This is a genomic window from Angustibacter peucedani (assembly GCF_054779595.1).
In genome coordinates, this window is the sequence record NZ_BAAGXY010000012.1 from 48,126 (window position 1) to 63,708 (window position 15,583).

At 74.2% G+C, this 15,583-nt stretch carries 15 protein-coding genes; 7 read left to right on the plus strand and 8 right to left on the minus strand.

Translation table 11 applies throughout. The features are described from left to right. Nucleotides 1–9 precede the first annotated feature (9 nt). The gene (locus tag ACYVJ4_RS03745; protein WP_460458766.1) at nt 10–978 is read right to left on the minus strand and encodes an FKBP-type peptidyl-prolyl cis-trans isomerase; all 969 of its coding nucleotides are present in this window, start codon (nt 976–978) and stop codon (nt 10–12) included. A gap of 79 nt (nt 979–1,057) precedes the next feature. After that, a complete protein-coding gene (pafA, locus tag ACYVJ4_RS03750) occupies nt 1,058–2,419 on the minus strand; it encodes a Pup--protein ligase (RefSeq protein ID WP_460458767.1) in 1,362 nt (453 codons plus the stop codon). Nucleotides 2,420–2,589: 170 nt separating this feature from the next. Here pafA and ACYVJ4_RS03755 point away from each other — a divergent pair, with 170 nt between their 5' ends. Further along, nucleotides 2,590–3,603, plus strand: coding sequence for an NAD-dependent epimerase/dehydratase family protein (locus ACYVJ4_RS03755; protein WP_460458768.1), 1,014 nt, complete (start codon nt 2,590–2,592; stop codon nt 3,601–3,603). Here the strand turns inward: ACYVJ4_RS03755 and prcA are convergent. From prcA to ACYVJ4_RS03775, 4 genes are all read right to left on the minus strand, one after another. Next, nucleotides 3,600–4,409, minus strand: coding sequence for a proteasome subunit alpha (prcA, locus tag ACYVJ4_RS03760; RefSeq protein ID WP_460458769.1), 810 nt, complete (start codon nt 4,407–4,409; stop codon nt 3,600–3,602). The genes ACYVJ4_RS03755 and prcA overlap by 4 nt on opposite strands. Next, nucleotides 4,406–5,281, minus strand: coding sequence for a proteasome subunit beta (gene prcB / locus ACYVJ4_RS03765; protein WP_460458770.1), 876 nt, complete (start codon nt 5,279–5,281; stop codon nt 4,406–4,408). Before prcB ends, prcA begins: the two co-directional genes overlap by 4 nt. After that, nucleotides 5,278–5,814 carry an endonuclease VII domain-containing protein gene (locus tag ACYVJ4_RS03770; RefSeq protein ID WP_460458771.1) on the minus strand — a complete coding sequence of 179 codons (537 nt, stop codon included), beginning with the start codon at nt 5,812–5,814 and terminating at the stop codon, nt 5,278–5,280. The genes prcB and ACYVJ4_RS03770 overlap by 4 nt, the downstream gene beginning before the upstream one ends. Nucleotides 5,815–5,961: 147 nt before the next feature. Beyond that, nucleotides 5,962–6,159 (minus strand): ubiquitin-like protein Pup, encoded by a 198-nt coding sequence (locus ACYVJ4_RS03775; RefSeq protein WP_460458772.1) that lies wholly within the window; start codon nt 6,157–6,159, stop codon nt 5,962–5,964. Nucleotides 6,160–6,314: 155 nt separating this feature from the next. Between ACYVJ4_RS03775 and ACYVJ4_RS03780 the strand changes: the two genes are divergently transcribed. Further along, nucleotides 6,315–7,529, plus strand: a complete 1,215-nt coding sequence (locus ACYVJ4_RS03780; protein WP_460458773.1) for an MFS transporter — start codon at nt 6,315–6,317, stop codon at nt 7,527–7,529. Here the strand turns inward: ACYVJ4_RS03780 and dop are convergent. Further along, nucleotides 7,474–8,991 carry a depupylase/deamidase Dop gene (dop, locus tag ACYVJ4_RS03785; protein ID WP_460458774.1) on the minus strand — a complete coding sequence of 506 codons (1,518 nt, stop codon included), beginning with the start codon at nt 8,989–8,991 and terminating at the stop codon, nt 7,474–7,476. The genes ACYVJ4_RS03780 and dop overlap by 56 nt on opposite strands. Before the next feature lie 74 nt (nt 8,992–9,065). Here dop and ACYVJ4_RS03790 point away from each other — a divergent pair, with 74 nt between their 5' ends. From ACYVJ4_RS03790 to ACYVJ4_RS03805, 4 genes are read left to right on the plus strand one after another with little or no spacing between them, the layout of a single operon-like run. Beyond that, nucleotides 9,066–9,989 (plus strand): hypothetical protein, encoded by a 924-nt coding sequence (locus tag ACYVJ4_RS03790; RefSeq protein WP_460458775.1) that lies wholly within the window; start codon nt 9,066–9,068, stop codon nt 9,987–9,989. Between the two features lie 26 nt (nt 9,990–10,015). Continuing rightward, nucleotides 10,016–10,975 carry an alpha/beta hydrolase gene (locus tag ACYVJ4_RS03795; protein WP_460458776.1) on the plus strand — a complete coding sequence of 320 codons (960 nt, stop codon included), beginning with the start codon at nt 10,016–10,018 and terminating at the stop codon, nt 10,973–10,975. Further along, the gene (locus tag ACYVJ4_RS03800) at nt 10,972–11,349 is read left to right on the plus strand and encodes a DUF3054 domain-containing protein (protein ID WP_460458777.1); all 378 of its coding nucleotides are present in this window, start codon (nt 10,972–10,974) and stop codon (nt 11,347–11,349) included. The genes ACYVJ4_RS03795 and ACYVJ4_RS03800 overlap by 4 nt, the downstream gene beginning before the upstream one ends. Beyond that, entirely contained in the window at nt 11,346–12,311 is a 966-nt protein-coding gene (locus ACYVJ4_RS03805) for a GNAT family N-acetyltransferase (protein ID WP_460458778.1), read from the plus strand. The genes ACYVJ4_RS03800 and ACYVJ4_RS03805 overlap by 4 nt, the downstream gene beginning before the upstream one ends. On the opposite strand, the gene ACYVJ4_RS03810 is transcribed toward ACYVJ4_RS03805, so the two are convergent. Beyond that, complete coding sequence (locus ACYVJ4_RS03810) at nt 12,302–14,668, minus strand: bifunctional salicylyl-CoA 5-hydroxylase/oxidoreductase (RefSeq protein ID WP_460458779.1); 2,367 nt, start codon at nt 14,666–14,668, stop codon at nt 12,302–12,304. The two genes, ACYVJ4_RS03805 and ACYVJ4_RS03810, sit on opposite strands and share 10 nt — an antisense overlap. An 85-nt stretch (nt 14,669–14,753) precedes the next feature. Here ACYVJ4_RS03810 and ACYVJ4_RS03815 point away from each other — a divergent pair, with 85 nt between their 5' ends. Beyond that, nucleotides 14,754–15,581: an enoyl-CoA hydratase family protein gene (locus ACYVJ4_RS03815; protein WP_460458780.1), complete on the plus strand. Its 828-nt coding sequence runs from the start codon at nt 14,754–14,756 to the stop codon at nt 15,579–15,581. Nucleotides 15,582–15,583: the final 2 nt, after the last annotated feature.

Here is a 15,583-nt window from a genome sequence, read left to right on the forward strand (position 1 = left end):
GCCCGTCGGTCAGTAGGCGTCGAGGATGTCGACGACGAAGACGAGCGTGTCGGTGCCCTTGATGCCGGCCTGGCTGTTGCCGGCCTTGCCGTAGCCGTCGGCCGGCGGGACGACGAGCAGCACGCGGCTGCCGACGGTCTGGCCGACCAGGCCCTTGTCGAAGCCCTTGATCAGCTGGCCGGCGCCGACGGGGCGCTCGAGCAGCGCACCGGTCTGGTACGAGGAGTCGAAGACCTTGCCGGTGGCGTAGATCTCGCCGACGTACGCGGCCGAGATGGTCTGGCCGGCCTTGACCGCGGCGCCCTTGCCCTTGATGAGCGGCTGAACGACGGTCGTCTTCGGCGCGGCGGTCTTCGGCACCGTGATGGTGGGGGCGGCGTCGCCGTTGTCCTTGACGGTGGGCAGGCCGGCCTTGGGAGCCACGGCGTCGCCGGTCGCCTTCTTCAGCGGGGTCGACGCCGACTTGATGTCGAGGACGAAGATCAGCGCGTCGTCCTTGCCGAAGCCGAGCTCGGTGTTGCCCTGCTCGCCGAAGCCGTCGCGCGGGGCGACGCCGGCCAGCACGCGGCTGCCGATCTTCTGGCCGATGAGGCTGTTGGCCAGGCCGGGCATCAGCTTGGTCGGGTCGGCCAGGAAGTTCGCCGGCTGGCGGCCGTAGGAGGTGTCGGCCTCCTTGCCGTCCTTGGCGTTGACGAGCACGTAGTCGACCGCGACCCGCTGGCCCTGGGTGATCGTGGCGCCGTCGCCGGCCTTGACGACGACCGTGCCCGTGCGGGCGAGGACGGTCGGGGTCTGGCCCAGCGTGACGGTGGGCTTCTTGCCCGCGTCGCCGGTGACCTTCACCGACTTCAGCGCGGCGGGGGCGCCGTCGACCTTGGACGTCGACGAGCTCGGCTTCGGGTCGGCGCTGGCGCACCCGGCGACCAGCAGGACCGGCAGCACGAGGGCGGCCGCGAGACGGGGCAGGACTGCACGCACTTCAGACGTCCTTCGGGTCGAGGTGGGGACGGGTCACCCTAACCCGCGTTCCTGGACGCCCCCGACCCCGCGGGGTCGCTCACATGCTGGCGATGAGCCGCTCGACCCGCTCGTCGACGCTGGCGAAGGGGTCCTTGCACAGCACCGTGCGCTGGGCCTGGTCGTTGAGCTTGAGGTGCACCCAGTCGACCGTGAAGTCGCGGCGCTGCTCCTGGGCCCGCCGCACGAAGTCGCCGCGCAGCTTGGCCCTGGTGGTCTGCGGCGGCACCGACTTGGCCTCGAAGATCTCGACGTCACCGGCCACCCGGTCGACCTGGCCGGCCCGCTCGAGCAGGTAGTACAGCCCGCGGCGGCGGTGGATGTCGTGGTAGGCGAGGTCGAGCTGCGCCACCCGCGGGTGCGAGAGCTCGAGGCCGTGCTTGGCGCGGTACCGCTCGATCAGCCGGTGCTTGATCACCCAGTCGATCTCGCGGTCGACGAGCGACAGGTCTCCGGTGTCGACCGCCGTGAGGGTGCGCCGCCACAGGTCGAGCACGGTCTTGTGCGCCGGCGTCGTGGCACCGCGGCGGTCGACGAAGTCCTGCGCCCGGTCGAGGTACTCGGTCTGGATCTCGAGCGCCGACAGCTCGCGCCCGTTGGCCAGCCGCACCTTGCGTCGTCCGGTCATGTCGTGGCTGATCTCGCGGATGGCGCGGATCGGGTTCTCGAGGGTGAGGTCGCGCATGACCACGCCGGCCTCGATCATCTGCAGCACGACGTCGGCGGAGCCGAGCTTGAGCAGGGTCGTGGTCTCGCTCATGTTGGAGTCGCCGACGATCACGTGCAGGCGGCGGTGGTGCTCGGCGTCCGCGTGCGGCTCGTCCCGCGTGTTGATGATCGGGCGCGAGCGGGTGGTGGCGCTCGAGACGCCCTCCCAGATGTGGTCGGCGCGCTGGCTGACGCAGTAGACCGCCCCGCGCGGCGTCTGCAGCACCTTGCCGGCGCCGCAGATGATCTGCCGGGTCACCAGGAACGGGATCAGGACGTCGGAGAGCCGCTGGAAGTCGCCGTGCCGCGAGACCAGGAAGTTCTCGTGGCAGCCGTAGGAGTTGCCCGCCGAGTCGGTGTTGTTCTTGAACAGGTAGACCTCGCCCGAGATCCCCTCGTCGTGCAGCCGGTGCTGGGCGTCGGCGACCAGGCCCTCGAGGATCCGCTCGCCCGCCTTGTCGTGCACCACGGCCTGGCGCAGGTCGTCGCACTCGGGCGTCGCGTACTCGGGGTGCGAGCCGACGTCCAGGTAGAGGCGGGCGCCGTTGCGCAGGAAGACGTTGCTGGACCGGCCCCACGACACGACGCGGCGGAACAGGTAGCGGGCCACCTCGTCGGGGCTCAACCGGCGCTGGCCCTCGAACGAGCACGTGACGCCGTACTCGTTCTCGATCCCGAAGATCCGACGGTCCATGACGCTCCTGCCTGCTCGAGGTGCTGCCACCACCCTACGTCGGCCCGGGGGCGGGCGCCGGGACGCGGCGCCGACGTGGGAGTCGGCCGGCGTCCGCCGACGGCTGAACCGTTGCGCTGCGGGCGAACCACGCGTGACAGGCCCGGACGACGACTGGTCTGCTGACCGCCATGACGAACCTCCTGGTGCTCGGCGGGACGGCGTGGCTCGGTCGTGAGGTGGCGCGGCAGGCCCTGGCGCGAGGGGTCGAGGTGACGTGCCTGGCGCGCGGGACGTCGGGCGCGCCGGCCGACGGCGTCGAGCTGGTGACCGCCGACCGCGGCGCCCCCGGGGCCTACGACGCGGTCCGCGAGCGCGACTGGGACGCCGTCGTCGACGTGTCGTGGCAGCCCGGGTACGTGCGCTCGGCGCTGGCGGCCCTGGGCGAACGGGCGGCGCACTGGACCTACGTCTCGTCCTGCTCGGTGTACGCCGACCACTCCACGCCCGAGGCCGACGAGAGCGCGCCGCTGCTGCCGGCGCACGAGGGCGACGAGGCCGGGCGCGAGCAGTACGGCGAGGCCAAGGTGGCCTGCGAGCTGGCCTGCCAGGACGTCGTCGCCGACCGTCTGCTCGTGGCCCGCTCGGGCCTGATCGCCGGGTACGGCGACCCCAGCGACCGGTTCGGCTACTGGGCGGCCCGGTTCGCCGCCGCGGCCGAGGGGCACCCCGCGTGGGCGGGCTCGCGCGCGGTGCTCGTGCCGGACGAGCCGGACCTGCCGACCCAGACCGTCGACGTCCAGGACCTCGCCCGGTGGCTGGTGCAGGGCGGGTCCGACGGGCTGGTCGGCACGTTCAACGCGGCCGGGGACCGGCGTCCGCTCTCGCAGGTGCTCGAGGCCAGCCGGGTGGCGTCGGGGTACGACGGGCCGGTCGAGCTGGTGCCGTCGTCGTGGCTGCTCGAGCAGGGCGTCGAGGAGTACATGGGGCCGCGCTCGCTGCCGCTGTGGATCGTCGACCCCGGCTGGCGCGGGTTCAGCGCGCGCGACGCGTCAGAGGCGCACGCCGCAGGACTGACCAGCCGGCCGCTCGCCGACCTGGTCGGTGACGCGCTGCGCTGGGAGCGCGAGCTCGGGCTCGACCGGTCACCGCGCTCGGCCGGCCTGTCGCCCGCGGAGGAGCAGGCGCTGCTCGACGCCGCCTAGTCCTGCGGCTCGGCCGGGCCGGGGGTGTCGGTGCCCGGGGTGTCGCCGGTGAGCAGCTCGTGGCTGCCGGGCCGGCGGTCGTCCTCGTGCGGCACGTCGCTGGTCGGGTCGCTGGGGCTCAGCAGCCGCTCGAGCAGCGTGCCCGACAGCCGCCGGAACAGCCGCCGCTCGCGGTGCCGGTCGAGCACCGCGACCTCCAGCAGGTCTGGGCCGAGGGTGCGCGCGTCGCCGCCGGCCGGGTCCTGGCCGAGCAGCTCGACGGCCAGTCCGAGCGCCTCGCCGAGAGAGAGGTCGGGCCGCCAGCGCTCCTCGAGCGCCGTGGTGATGGCCTCGGGCTGGCCGCCCATCGCGACGAATCCCCGTTCGTCGGCCACCGACCCGTCGTAGGTGATCCGGTAGATCTGGTCGTCGTCGGGCACGCGGCCGACCTCGGCGACGACGATCTCGACCTCGTAGGGCTTGGACTCCTGGGTGAACACCGTGCCGAGCGTCTGGGCGTAGGCGTTGGCCAGGCCGCGCGCGGTGACGTCGCTGCGGTCGTAGGAGTAGCCGCGCAGGTCGGCGTACCGGACGCCGGCCACGCGCAGGTTCTCGAACTCGTTGTACTTCCCGACGGCGGCGAAGGCGACGCGGTCGTAGATCTCGCTGACCTTGTGCAGGGCGCGCGAGGTGTTCTCGGCGACGAAGGCGATGCCGCCCTCGTAGCCGAGCACCACGGCCGAGCGGCCGCGCGCGATGCCCTTGCGCGCGTAGTCGGCGCGGTCCTTCATCAGCTGCTCGGGCGAGACGTAGAACGGCATGCTCACGACTGGCTCCCCTCCCCCGCGGTGTCGCCGGACGAGCGGCGCAGCGCGCCGCCCGGGTCGCCCCGTCGGCTCTCGACGACCGCGGCCACGACGGCGGCCAGCGTGTCGTCGTCGATTCGGCGGTAGCCCTCGGAGTCGACCACGCCGACGACGGGCCAGATGCGGCGGTTGAGGTCGGGCCCGCCGGTGGCGGAGTCGTCGTCGGCGGCGTCGAACAGCGCCTCGACGGCCATCGAGACCGCCTGGTCGGCGTCGAGGCCGGGTCGCCACAGCTTCTTCAGGGCGCCGCGCGCGAACAGCGATCCCGAGCCCACCGAGTGGTGGTGGTGCTCGAGGTAGCAGCCCCCGGTGACGTCGTAGCTGTAGATGCGGCCCACGGCGTCGTCGACGTCGTACCCGGCGAACAGCGGGACGACCGCGAGCCCCTGGATGGCCAGCCCGAGGTTGCCGCGCAGCATGGTGGCCAGCCGGTTGGCCTTGCCCTCCAGGGACAGCAGCGTGCCCTCGATCTTCTCGTAGTGCTCGAGCTCGACCTGGAAGAGCTTGACCAGCTCGATCGCCAGCCCCGCGCTGCCCGCGATGCCGACGCAGGAGTACTCGTCGGCGGCGAAGACCTTCTCGATCTCGCGGTTGGCGATCATGCTGCCCATCGTCGCCCGGCGGTCGCCGCCCATGACGACGCCGCCCTCGAACTCGACAGTGACGATCGTGGTGCCGTGGGGGGCGTCGGGGACGGTGCCCGGGGGCAGCGCTCGGCCGCCCGGCAGCAGTGCGGGCGCCTGGGCCTGCAGGAAGTCGGCGAAGGACGACGACCCGGACGCGAGGAACGCGCGGGGCAGCCGTCCGGAGGGATCGTCCAGGGCGGGGCTCACGGTCGCGACCCTACCTGGCAGAACGGGCGCTGCCAGGCCTCGGGCGAGACCTCGAACACCAGCTCTGGCAACCGGACCTCGCGCAGGTACCGGGCGGCCTGCTCGAGCCGGCCGGGGTCGTCCTTGAAGTTCCCGAGCCCGACGTTGCAGGTGAAGCACAGCAGGCCGCGCACGGCACCGGTGCGGTGGTCGTGGTCGACGTGCGCGCCGGGCCCGAGCACGCGCCGGCAGATGGCGCACAGCCCGCGCTGCTCGGCGCGCATGGACTCGACGTCCTCGGCGGTCAACCCGTACCGCCGCTTGAGGTGGTAGCCGCGGCTGCCGCCCGCCCGGTCTCGGGACTGACGCGTGCGTTCGTACTGGTGCGGCTTGCAGTAGGCCGCGTACCCCGACGACGTCGACCGGTTGCGCGGGAAGTCGGCAACGTCCCGGAACGCCTCGCAGTCCGGGCACCACGCGGTGCCCGGCGGCCCGGTACGCCGCTCCCGCACCGGCAGCCCGCGCGCCGCCCGCCGTCGTCGATAGCTCTCCATGCCGATCTCGCGGAAGCACGTCCGGCAGTACTGGGCGAGCCCGTCTGGTCGGGACCGGTTGGACCCGAAGGCCGAGAGAGGTCGGGACAGTCCGCAACGGGGGCAGACCTTGTTCTCGTCAGACGTCGGCTGCCCGCCCGGGGCCATTCATTGGCCCCCCTTCTGTACGAAGCTGCGCACGAAGTCCTCGGCGTTGGACTCGAGGACGTCGTCGATCTCGTCCAGCACCGAGTCGATGTCGTCGTCCAGGCCCTCCTTGGTGGCGGCCCCGGTGGGCACGGGTGCGGGCGCGTCGTCCGGCTCGTCCTCGCGACGCTGCGGACGCTGCTGCTCCTGACCGGGCATGCCGACCTCCTCGAGGGGTTGTGGCACCAGCCTAGTCGCGGCGCCCGACAGGCGACCGGTGACGCGCGTCTCAGCCGGCGACCGGCGCCCACCGCCGACCGCCCGACGGCGTAACGTCCAGGTGACGAGATGCCGGTCCTGAGGAGCGAGACGCCGTGACGACGAGCCGCACGCGTTGGCGGGTGCTCGCCGTCGGCGTGCTGGCCCAGACCGCGGCCAGCTCGCTCGTCTACGGCGTGCCGTTCCTCGTCCCGGCGCTGCGCGACCAGTACGGTCTGTCCCTCGCCCGCGCCGGTGCGCTGGTGTCGGCCCCGGTGGCCGGGCTGCTCGTCGCCCTCGTGGCGTGGGGCGCCCTCGCCGACCGCCACGGCGAGCGCGTCGTCATGACGTCGGGCTTGGCACTGGCGGGAGCGGTCACCACGGTCGGGGTCCTCGCCGACCCGGGACTCGGCCCGCTGGCCGCCGTCCTCGCGGTGGCCGGCGTCGGCGGCGCCAGCGTCAACGCGGCGAGCGGCCGGCTCGTCATGGGCTGGTTCCCCCGCGAGCAGCGCGGGCTGGCGATGGGGGTCCGCCAGACCGCGCAGCCCTTGGGCGTGGCCGTCGCCGCCGCGACGATGCCCACCCTCGCCGTCGAGGTCGGCGTCGTGCGCGCCCTGCTGCTGCCCGCCGTCCTGTGCCTGGCCGCGGCCGGCCTGGTGGTCGGGCTCGCACCCGACCCGCCGCGCCCGGCCGACCTCCGCACCGGGCACAGCCCGTCGCCGTACCGGACGCCCGTCCTCTGGCGGGTGCACGCCGCCGGCTCGCTGCTGGTGCTGCCGCAGTTCGCGATCGCGGCCTTCGGGGTCGAGTACCTCGTGCGGCGCCAGGGCTGGGACGCCGGCACCGCCGGGGCCTTCGTCGCGGTGCTGCAGGTCTGCGGCGCGGCCGGCCGCATCGGCACCGGCGTCTGGTCGGACGCCGTCGGCAGCCGGCTTCGACCGATGCGCCAGCTCGCCGTGGCCAGCGCCACCGTGATGCTCGTGCTGGCACTCGGCGACGCCGCCGCGGGCTGGCTCGCCGTGGCCGCGATCGCCGTCGGCTCGGTCGTGACGGTGGCCGACAACGGGCTGGCCTTCACCGCGACCGCCGAGCTCGCCGGCAGCGCCTGGGCCGGACGAGCGCTCGGCCTGCACAACACCGCGCAGAACGTCGTCGCCTCGGCCGCCCCTCCCCTGCTGGGGGCGCTGGTCGGGGCGCGCGGCTACGCCGTCGGGTTCGCCGCCGTCGCGGCGTTCCCGCTGCTGGCCGTCGCCGTGACGCCGGTGGCGGCCGAGGTCAGCGCGCTGCCAGCGCCGCCATCAGCTCCTCGGCCGTCTCGCTCTGGTCGATGAGCGCCCCCACCGCGTCACGGCCGCCGCGCCCCGGCTCGAGCATCGGCACCCGCTGCAGCGAGTCGCGTCCCGGGACGTCGAAGATCACCGAGTCCCAGCTGGCGGCCGCGACGTCCTTGCCGAACTTGGCCAGGCAGCGGCCGCGGAAGTAGGCGCGGGTGTCCTCCGGCGGGTCCTCGACCGCCGCCGCCGCGTCGGCCTCGTCGACCAGCAGCTCGACCCGGCCGCGCGCGGCCAGCCGGTGGTACAGCCCCTTCTCGGGCCGGACGTCGGTGTACTGGACGTCGATCAGCCCGAGCCGCGGGTGGTCCCAGTCGAGTCCCTCGCGGTCGCGGAAGCCCTGCAGCAGCGCGAGCTTGGCGACCCAGTCCAGCTCGCGCGCGCACTCCATCGCGTCGCGCTCGAGCCGGGTCAGCACGTTCTCCCAGCGGTCCAGCACCTCGACGGTGTCGTCGTCCACGTCGCGGCCGTACGTCTGCTCGACGAACGCCCGGGCCTGCTCGAGGTAGGCCCACTGCAGCTGGACGGCGGTCAGCTTGGTGCCGTCGCGCAAGGTCACCAGGGTGCGCAGGGAGGGGTCGTGCGACACCGCTCTCAGCGCGGCGACGGGACGCTCCACCGTGAGGTCGCGCGTGAAGGCCTTGGCCTCGACCATCGCGAGCACCAGCGACGTGGTGCCCGTCTTGAGCAGGGTCGCGACCTCGCACAGGTTGGCGTCGCCGATGATCACGTGCAGCCGCCGGTACTTGTCGGCCGTGGCGTGCGGCTCGTCGCGGGTGTTGACGATCGGCCGCTTCAGCGTCGTCTCCAGGCCCACCTCGACCTCGAAGAAGTCCGCGCGCTGGCTGACCTGGTAGCCGGCCACCTCGCTCTCGGTGCCGATGCCGACGCGGCCGGCGCCGCAGACCACCTGGCGCGACACGAAGAACGGCACCAGGTGCCGCACGATGTCGGCGAACGGTGTCGCGCGGTCCATCAGGTAGTTCTCGTGAGTGCCGTACGACGCGCCCTTGCCGTCGGTGTTGTTCTTGTACAGGTTGATCGGCGGCAGCCCGGGCGTGGCCGCAACGGTGCGCACCGCCGCGTCCATGATCCGCTCCCCGGCCTTGTCCCACCGGACGGCGGCGCGCGGGCTGGTCACCTCGGGCGAGCTGTACTCGGGGTGGGCGTGGTCGACGTACAGCCGGGCGCCGTTGGTGAGGATCACGTTGGCGAGCGTCGGGTCGTCCTCGTCGGTGAGCTGCGAGGCGTCGGCCAGCGCGCGGCTCATCTCGAACCCGCGGGCGTCCCGCAGCGGCGCCTCGTCCTCGTAGTCCCACCGGGCACGACCGGCCCGGGGGCCCAGCGGCTGGGCGTAGGCGTTGACGACCTGCCCCGACATCAGCATCGGGTTGGCCTCGGGGGCCCCCGGCTGCGAGATGCCGTACTCGGTCTCGATGCCCATCACTCGTCGCACGCTCACCCGACCGAGCCTACGGTCCGTCACCACCCGACCGTCGTCTGCACCGGTGCCCCCGGCGGGTCGACGTCCTGGGCATGCACCTCACCGCCCTGCGCCGACCGCTCGCCGTCCTGCTCACCGCCGTGGTGGCATGGAGCATGACCACCGCCGTCCCCGCGCACGCCGCTGCCAAACGGCGCGCGAAGAGCGGCGCCGTCGCGGCGAGCCCCCTGCAGCACGCGCCGGTGTCGCGAGCGGCCTGGGCGTGGTTCCAGGAGGACCCGGCCGACCTGGTCGACCTCGCCCGGCGGCAGGGCCTGCGCGAGCTCTACGTCCACGTCCGCCCCACCGTCATGACGGACGGTGACCTGCCCCGCCTGCAGGCCCTCGCCCGTCTGGCCGAGCCGGCCGGCGTGCGCCTGGTCGCGCTCGGCGGCGACCCGCGCTGGACCAACCGGCCCCAGGACGCGCTGGCCTGGCAGGCCGCGGCCACGGCGACCGGCCTGTTCGCCGCGACCCACGTCGACGTCGAGCCGTACGCGCTGCCTGGCTGGTCGAACGCCAAGCAGCGTAAGACGTTGGTGGCGAAGTACGTCGACCTGCTCTCGCGGCTGCAGCAGGCCGACACGCGCCCGCTCGAGGCCGACGTGCCCTTCTGGTTCGGCACCATCCCGGCGGCCAGCGGCAGCGGGACGCTGGCCGACGACGTCCTCGCCCGCGTCGACGCCGTCACCGTGATGAGCTACCGCGACACCGCGGCGGGCGTGCTGCAGGTCGGGGCCGACGTCCTGCAGCGGGCGGACGACGTGCAGCGCCGCACCGGCCGGGTCGTGCCGGTGCACCTGGCCACCGAGACCAACCCGCTCGCCGACTGCTCCTACTGCACGTTCGCCGGCAAGGGTCTGGTCGCGCTCACCGCCGCCCTCGACGCCGTCGACGTCGCGGCAGCGGCCACGTACGCCAGCTACGCCGGCATCGCGGTGCACGACGTCAAGGGGTGGACGGCGCTCGGCGCCTGACCCGTCCGCCGGGCTAGGGTCGCCCGGTGACCACGAGCCTGCCGCTGCGCACCCGGGTCTTCTGCGCCCTGGTCGACGGCACCCGGGGCGGCGGCCGGCTCACCGAGCGTTCCCTGGCCCAGATCCGCCGCACCCGACGGCTCGAGCCGGTGCACTTCTGGCCGTTCTCGCTCGTCTTCGGGAGGGTGCCGCGCGACGTGCGCCGCCGCGACGACGTCGTGCCCACCCGGGGCGGGTCGGTGCGCGTGCGCTGGTACGCGCCGTCCCCCCGGCCGCGCCCGGCGCCGCTCGTCGTCTTCCTGCACGGCGGCGGCTGGGTGCAGGGCGGGCTGCGCGGCTACGACGCGGTCTGCGGCCAGGTCGCCTCGCGGCTCGGTGCGCTCGTGGTGTCGGTCGACTACCGGCTCGCGCCCGAGCACGTCTTCCCCGCCGCGGTCGAGGACTGCTTCGACGTCACCACGTGGGTGGCCGAGCACGCCGGCGAGCTGGACGTCGACCCCGACCGCGTCGTGGTCATGGGCGACAGCGCGGGCGGCAACCTGTCGGCCGTCGTCGCCCAGCTGGCGCGGGACGCCGGCGGCCCTGCGCTGGCCGCGCAGGTGCTGGTCTACCCCGGCGTCGACGGAACCATGTCCTCGGCGTCGATCGACGAGCTGGCCCACGCGCCGGTGCTCACGCGGCAGAAGATCGAGGACTTCCTGGCGCTCTACCACCCGAGCGGTGACCGCCGTGACCCCGTGCTGTCGCCGCTGCACGCCGCCGACCTGCGGGGCCTGCCGCCGGCCCTGGTGCTGACGGCCGACCACGACCCGCTGCGCGACGAGGGCGAGGCCTACGCCGACGCCCTGCTCGCCGCCGGGGTGGCCGTGCGGCGCACCCGGTACCGCGACGTCCCGCACGGCTTCTTGTCCTTCCCCGGGGCGGCGGCGAGCGGTGACCGCCCGCTCGGCGAGATCTGCGCCTGGTTGCGCGAGGTGCTGCGGTGACCTGGGGCCGCCCCGACCGCCGGGCGGCCTGGCTCGCGCTGGACGTCGTCGCCGTGCTGGCGTTCGCCGCCGTCGGGCGTCGCAGCCACGAGGAGGGCGTGACCGCCGCGGGCGCCCTGGCCACCGCGGCGCCCTTCCTGGTCGGCGTGCTGGCCGGCTGGTGCGCGACGCGGGCGTGGGAGCGCCCGAGCGCCGTCCGGCCCACGGGGCTCGCGGTGTGGGTGCTGGCCGTGGTGGTCGGGATGGTCGGACGTCGGCTGGTCGACGAGGGCACGGCGCCCTCGTTCGTCGTGGTGGCCACGGTCGTGCTGGCGGCCATGCTGCTCGGCTGGCGGCTCGTCGTCCGGCTCGTCGGACGCTGGCGGGCGACGTGACCGGCGGCGTGACCGAGGGCGACCCGCTGGCCCCGGCGGCCGTGCGGGCCGAGGTCGTCGCCCTGCTGCGGCAGGCCGTGGCCGAGGGCGCCGCGCTGGGCTGGGTCGACCCGCCCCCGGCCGACGAGGTCGAGCAGCTGCTCGCCGACGTCCGCGCCGGGCTCACGAGCGGGGCCGCCGGCGTCGCGGTCGAGGTCGTCGAGGGGCAGGTGGTCGGGTTCGGCTACTGGCGCCGGTACGCGCGCCCGACGCACGCCCCGCAGGCCGACCTCGAGCGGGTCGTCGTGAGCGCGGCGCACCGCGGCCAGGGCCTCGGACGGCGGCTGGTGACCGCCCTGGTGGCGCAGGCCGCCGCGGCCGGCGTCGAGACGCTCACCCTCGACGTCCGCGGCGACAACCACGGCGCGATCACGCTCTACGAGCAGTTGGGTTTCCGCCGCTACGGGCACCTGCCCGACTTCGTCGCGGTGGGCGACGCCCGCCACGACAAGGTCTTCATGGCGCTGCGGCCGGGCGCTCCCCCGCCCCCGCCGCAGCGCACCGACCACCTGGTGGGCTGGGCCGTCGTCCGGCGCGAGGACGGCCGGGTCCTGCTGGCCCGGCGCGACGGCGTGTCGTACGGGAGCGGGCTCTGGGGGCTGCCCGGCGGGCACGTCGACGACGACGAGTCGCTGGCGTCCGGCACCGCGCGCGAGCTGCACGAGGAGGTCGGGCTGCGGGCCGAGGCGACCGACCTGGAGCCCGTCGGCGTCACCCGCTACGTCGACGGGCCGGTGCGCGGCACCGACTTCTTCTTCGTCGTCCGCCGCTGGGAGGGCGAGCCGCAGCCGACGAGCGAGTGCTCCGAGGTCGGCTGGTTCGACCCCGAGCACCTTCCGGACGACGCCCTGCCCTGGCTGGCCGGCACCCTGCGCGAGCACCTGCTCGACGGCCGGTGGCTGGCCGACCACCCTCAGGCCTGAGGCCGCCAGCGCTGGTGCCGGGTGCCGACCTCGCCGCGGCGTACGAGGTCGAGCCGCGGCTTCGGGCCGTCCGTCCGCCCCGTCTGCGGCCGGCGGCTCCCCGCCTGCCAGGGCTGCGGCCAGGTCGCGCCCGCACCGGCGTACCCCTGCTCGGCCGCGGCGTGCAGCGTCCAGCTCGGGTCGTAGAGGTGGGCGCGGCCGAGGGCCACCAGGTCGGCGCGGCCTGCCAGCAGCAACGAGTTGACGTCGTCGTAGCTGGAGATCGCGCCGACCGCGACGGTCGCGACGTCGACCCGGTTGCGCACGGCGTCGGCGAACGGCGTCTGGTACGACCGCCCGAACGCCGGTCGCTCCTCGGGCGACACCTGCCCGGTCGACACGTCGACGGCGTCGGCACCGGCGGCCGCGAACGCGCGGGCCACCTCGACGCCGTCCTCGACGTCGTGCCCGCCCTCGACCCAGTCGGTGGCCGAGATGCGCACCGTCATCGGCTGGTCGTCCGGCCAGACCTCGCGCAGGGCCGAGAAGACCTCGAGCGGGTAGCGCAGCCGCGCGGCCAGGTCGCCGCCGTACTCGTCGGTGCGGTGGTTGGTGAGCGGCGAGATGAAGCTCGACAGCAGGTAGCCGTGCGCGCAGTGCAGCTCGAGCAGGTCGAAGCCGGCCGCCACGCCGCGCCGCGCGGCGGCCACGAACTGGTCGGTGATCTCGTCGAGGTCGGCGCGGGTGAGCTCGGCCGGCACCTGGTTGACGCCGGGTCGGTACGGCAGCGGCGACGGCGCCACCACGGGCCAGTTGCCCTCGGGCAGGGGCTGGTCGATGCCCTCCCACATCAGGCGGGTCGAGCCCTTGCGCCCCGAGTGGCCGAGCTGCAGGCCGATCGCGGCCCGGCTGTGCTCGTGCACGAAGTCGGTGATGCGCCGGAACGCGTGCTGCTGCTCGTCGTCCCAGAGGCCGCAGCAGCCGGGCGAGATGCGGCCGGTCGGCGAGACGCAGACCATCTCGGTCATGACCAGGCCCGCGCCGCCGAGCGCCTTGCCGCCGAGGTGGGCCAGGTGGAAGTCGTCCGGGACGCCGTCCCGCGCGACGTACATGTCCATGGGCGACACGACGACCCGGTTGACCAGCTCGAGCCCGCGCAGCCGGAACGGCTGGAACATCGGCGGGCGCACCTCGCCGTCGCCGGTTCCGCGCGCGGCGAGGTCGCGGGCGAACCACGCGTCGGCCGCCGCGACGAACTCGGGGTCGCGCAGCTGGAGCCCCTCGTAGGTGACCCGGCGGCTGCGGGTCAGGATGTTGAAGGCCAGCTGCTCCGCGTCCTGGGCGAGGTACTGCCCGAGGTTCTCGAACCACTCCAGGCTCGCCTGGGCGGCGCGCTGCGTCGAGAGGACCACCGGGCGCCGCTCGTCCTCGTACGCCGCGAGCGCGCGCTCGACGTCCGGCTGCTCGTGCAGGCACGCGGCGAGGGCCAGCGCGTCCTCCATGGCGAGCTTGGTGCCCGACCCGATGGAGAAGTGGGCCGTGTGCGCCGCGTCGCCCAGCAGCACGACGTTGCCCCGCCGCCAGGTGCTGGTGCGCACCGTGCCGAAGCTGATCCAGCGCGAGTTGTTGCCGACGACCGCGTAACCGTCGAGCAGGTCGGCGAACAGCTCGCGCACCATGGCGATCGAGCGCTCGTCGGAGGCGCCGGGCGGCAGGCCGTCGGCTTCGCCGTGGTCGAACCCCGCGGCGCGCCAGACGTCGTCGCGCATCTCGACGATGAAGGTGCTGCCGGTGGCGTCGTAGGGGTACGCGTGCACCTGCACGACGCCGTGCGGGGTCTCGCGGACGACGAAGGTGAAGGCGTCGAAGACCCGGTCGGTGCCGAGCCACATGTAGCGGCAGCGCCGCGCCTCGACGGTGGCGCCGAAGTCCTCGGACCACCGGTTCCGGGTGGCCGAGTTGACCCCGTCGGCAGCGACCACGAGGTCGTGCGTGGCGGCCAGCTCGGCGACGTCCGGTGCCGTCGTGGAGGTGCGCAGGTCCACGTCCAGCGCCCGGCACCGGGCCTGCAGCACCTGCAGCAGCCGCAGCCGGCTCATGGCGGCGAACCCGTGCCCACCGCTGGTGATCACGTCGCCCTTGACGTGGACGTCGATGTCGTCCCAGCGGGCGAAGTCGCGCTGCATGGCGGCGAACACCTCGGGGTCGGCCAGCTCGATGCCGCCGAGGGTCTCGTCGGAGAAGACCACGCCGAACCCGAAGGTGTCGTCGGGCGCGTTGCGCTCCCAGACGGTGACCTCGTGGTCAGGCCCGAGCTGCTTGACCAGGGCGGCGAGGTAGAGCCCGCCAGGTCCTCCGCCGACGACCGCGATCCGCATGGCGCCAGGGTACGGGCCGCTCATGCCGTTGTCATGACGCTGGTCACCGATACGCTATCCGTAGGACTGGACGAGGAGGTCTGCAGTGGGTGCGTTCCGCGGTTCCGCCCCGATCACGCCCGAGTGGAAGCACTTCCGGGTGGTGCACGACGAGGGCGTCTGCACGATCAGCCTCGACCGGCCCGAGCGGCTGAACGCGCTGACCTTCGACGTCTACGCCGACCTGCGCGACCTGTTCGCCGAGCTGCCGCACCGCGGGGACGTGCGGGCCGTGGTGCTGCGCGGCGAGGGCCGGGCGTTCTGCTCGGGTGGTGACGTGCACGAGATCATCGGGCGCACGCTCGAGATGTCGCACGACGAGCTGCTCGCCTTCACCCGCATGACCGGCGAGGTCGTGCGGCTGATGCGCGAGTGCCCGGTGCCGGTGGTCGCCGCCGTGCACGGCGTGGCGGCGGGTGCGGGCTCGGTGCTCGCGCTGGCGAGCGACCTGCGGGTCGTGGAGCGCTCGGCGACGTTCGCGTTCCTGTTCACCCGCGTCGGGCTGGCCGGCGCCGACATGGGTGCGGCGTACCTGCTCCCGCGGCTCGTCGGGCTGGGCCGGGCCACCGAGCTGCTGCTGCTCGGCGACGACCTGGGCGCCGAGCAGGCCGAGCGCTGGGGCCTGGTCACGCGGCTGGTGGACGACGGCACCGCGACCGCGGAGGCCACCGCCCTCGCCCGGCGGCTGGCGGACGGACCGGCGCACGCCTACGCGCAGACCAAGGCCCTGGTCAGCCGCGAGCTCGACATGGGGCTGTCCGCGGCGGTCGAGCTCGAGGCGTTCACGCAGGCGCTGCTGATGACCGGTGCCGACTACCGCGAGTTCTACGCGGCGTTCAGCGAGCGGCGCCCGCCGCGCTGGCAGGGACGCTGACC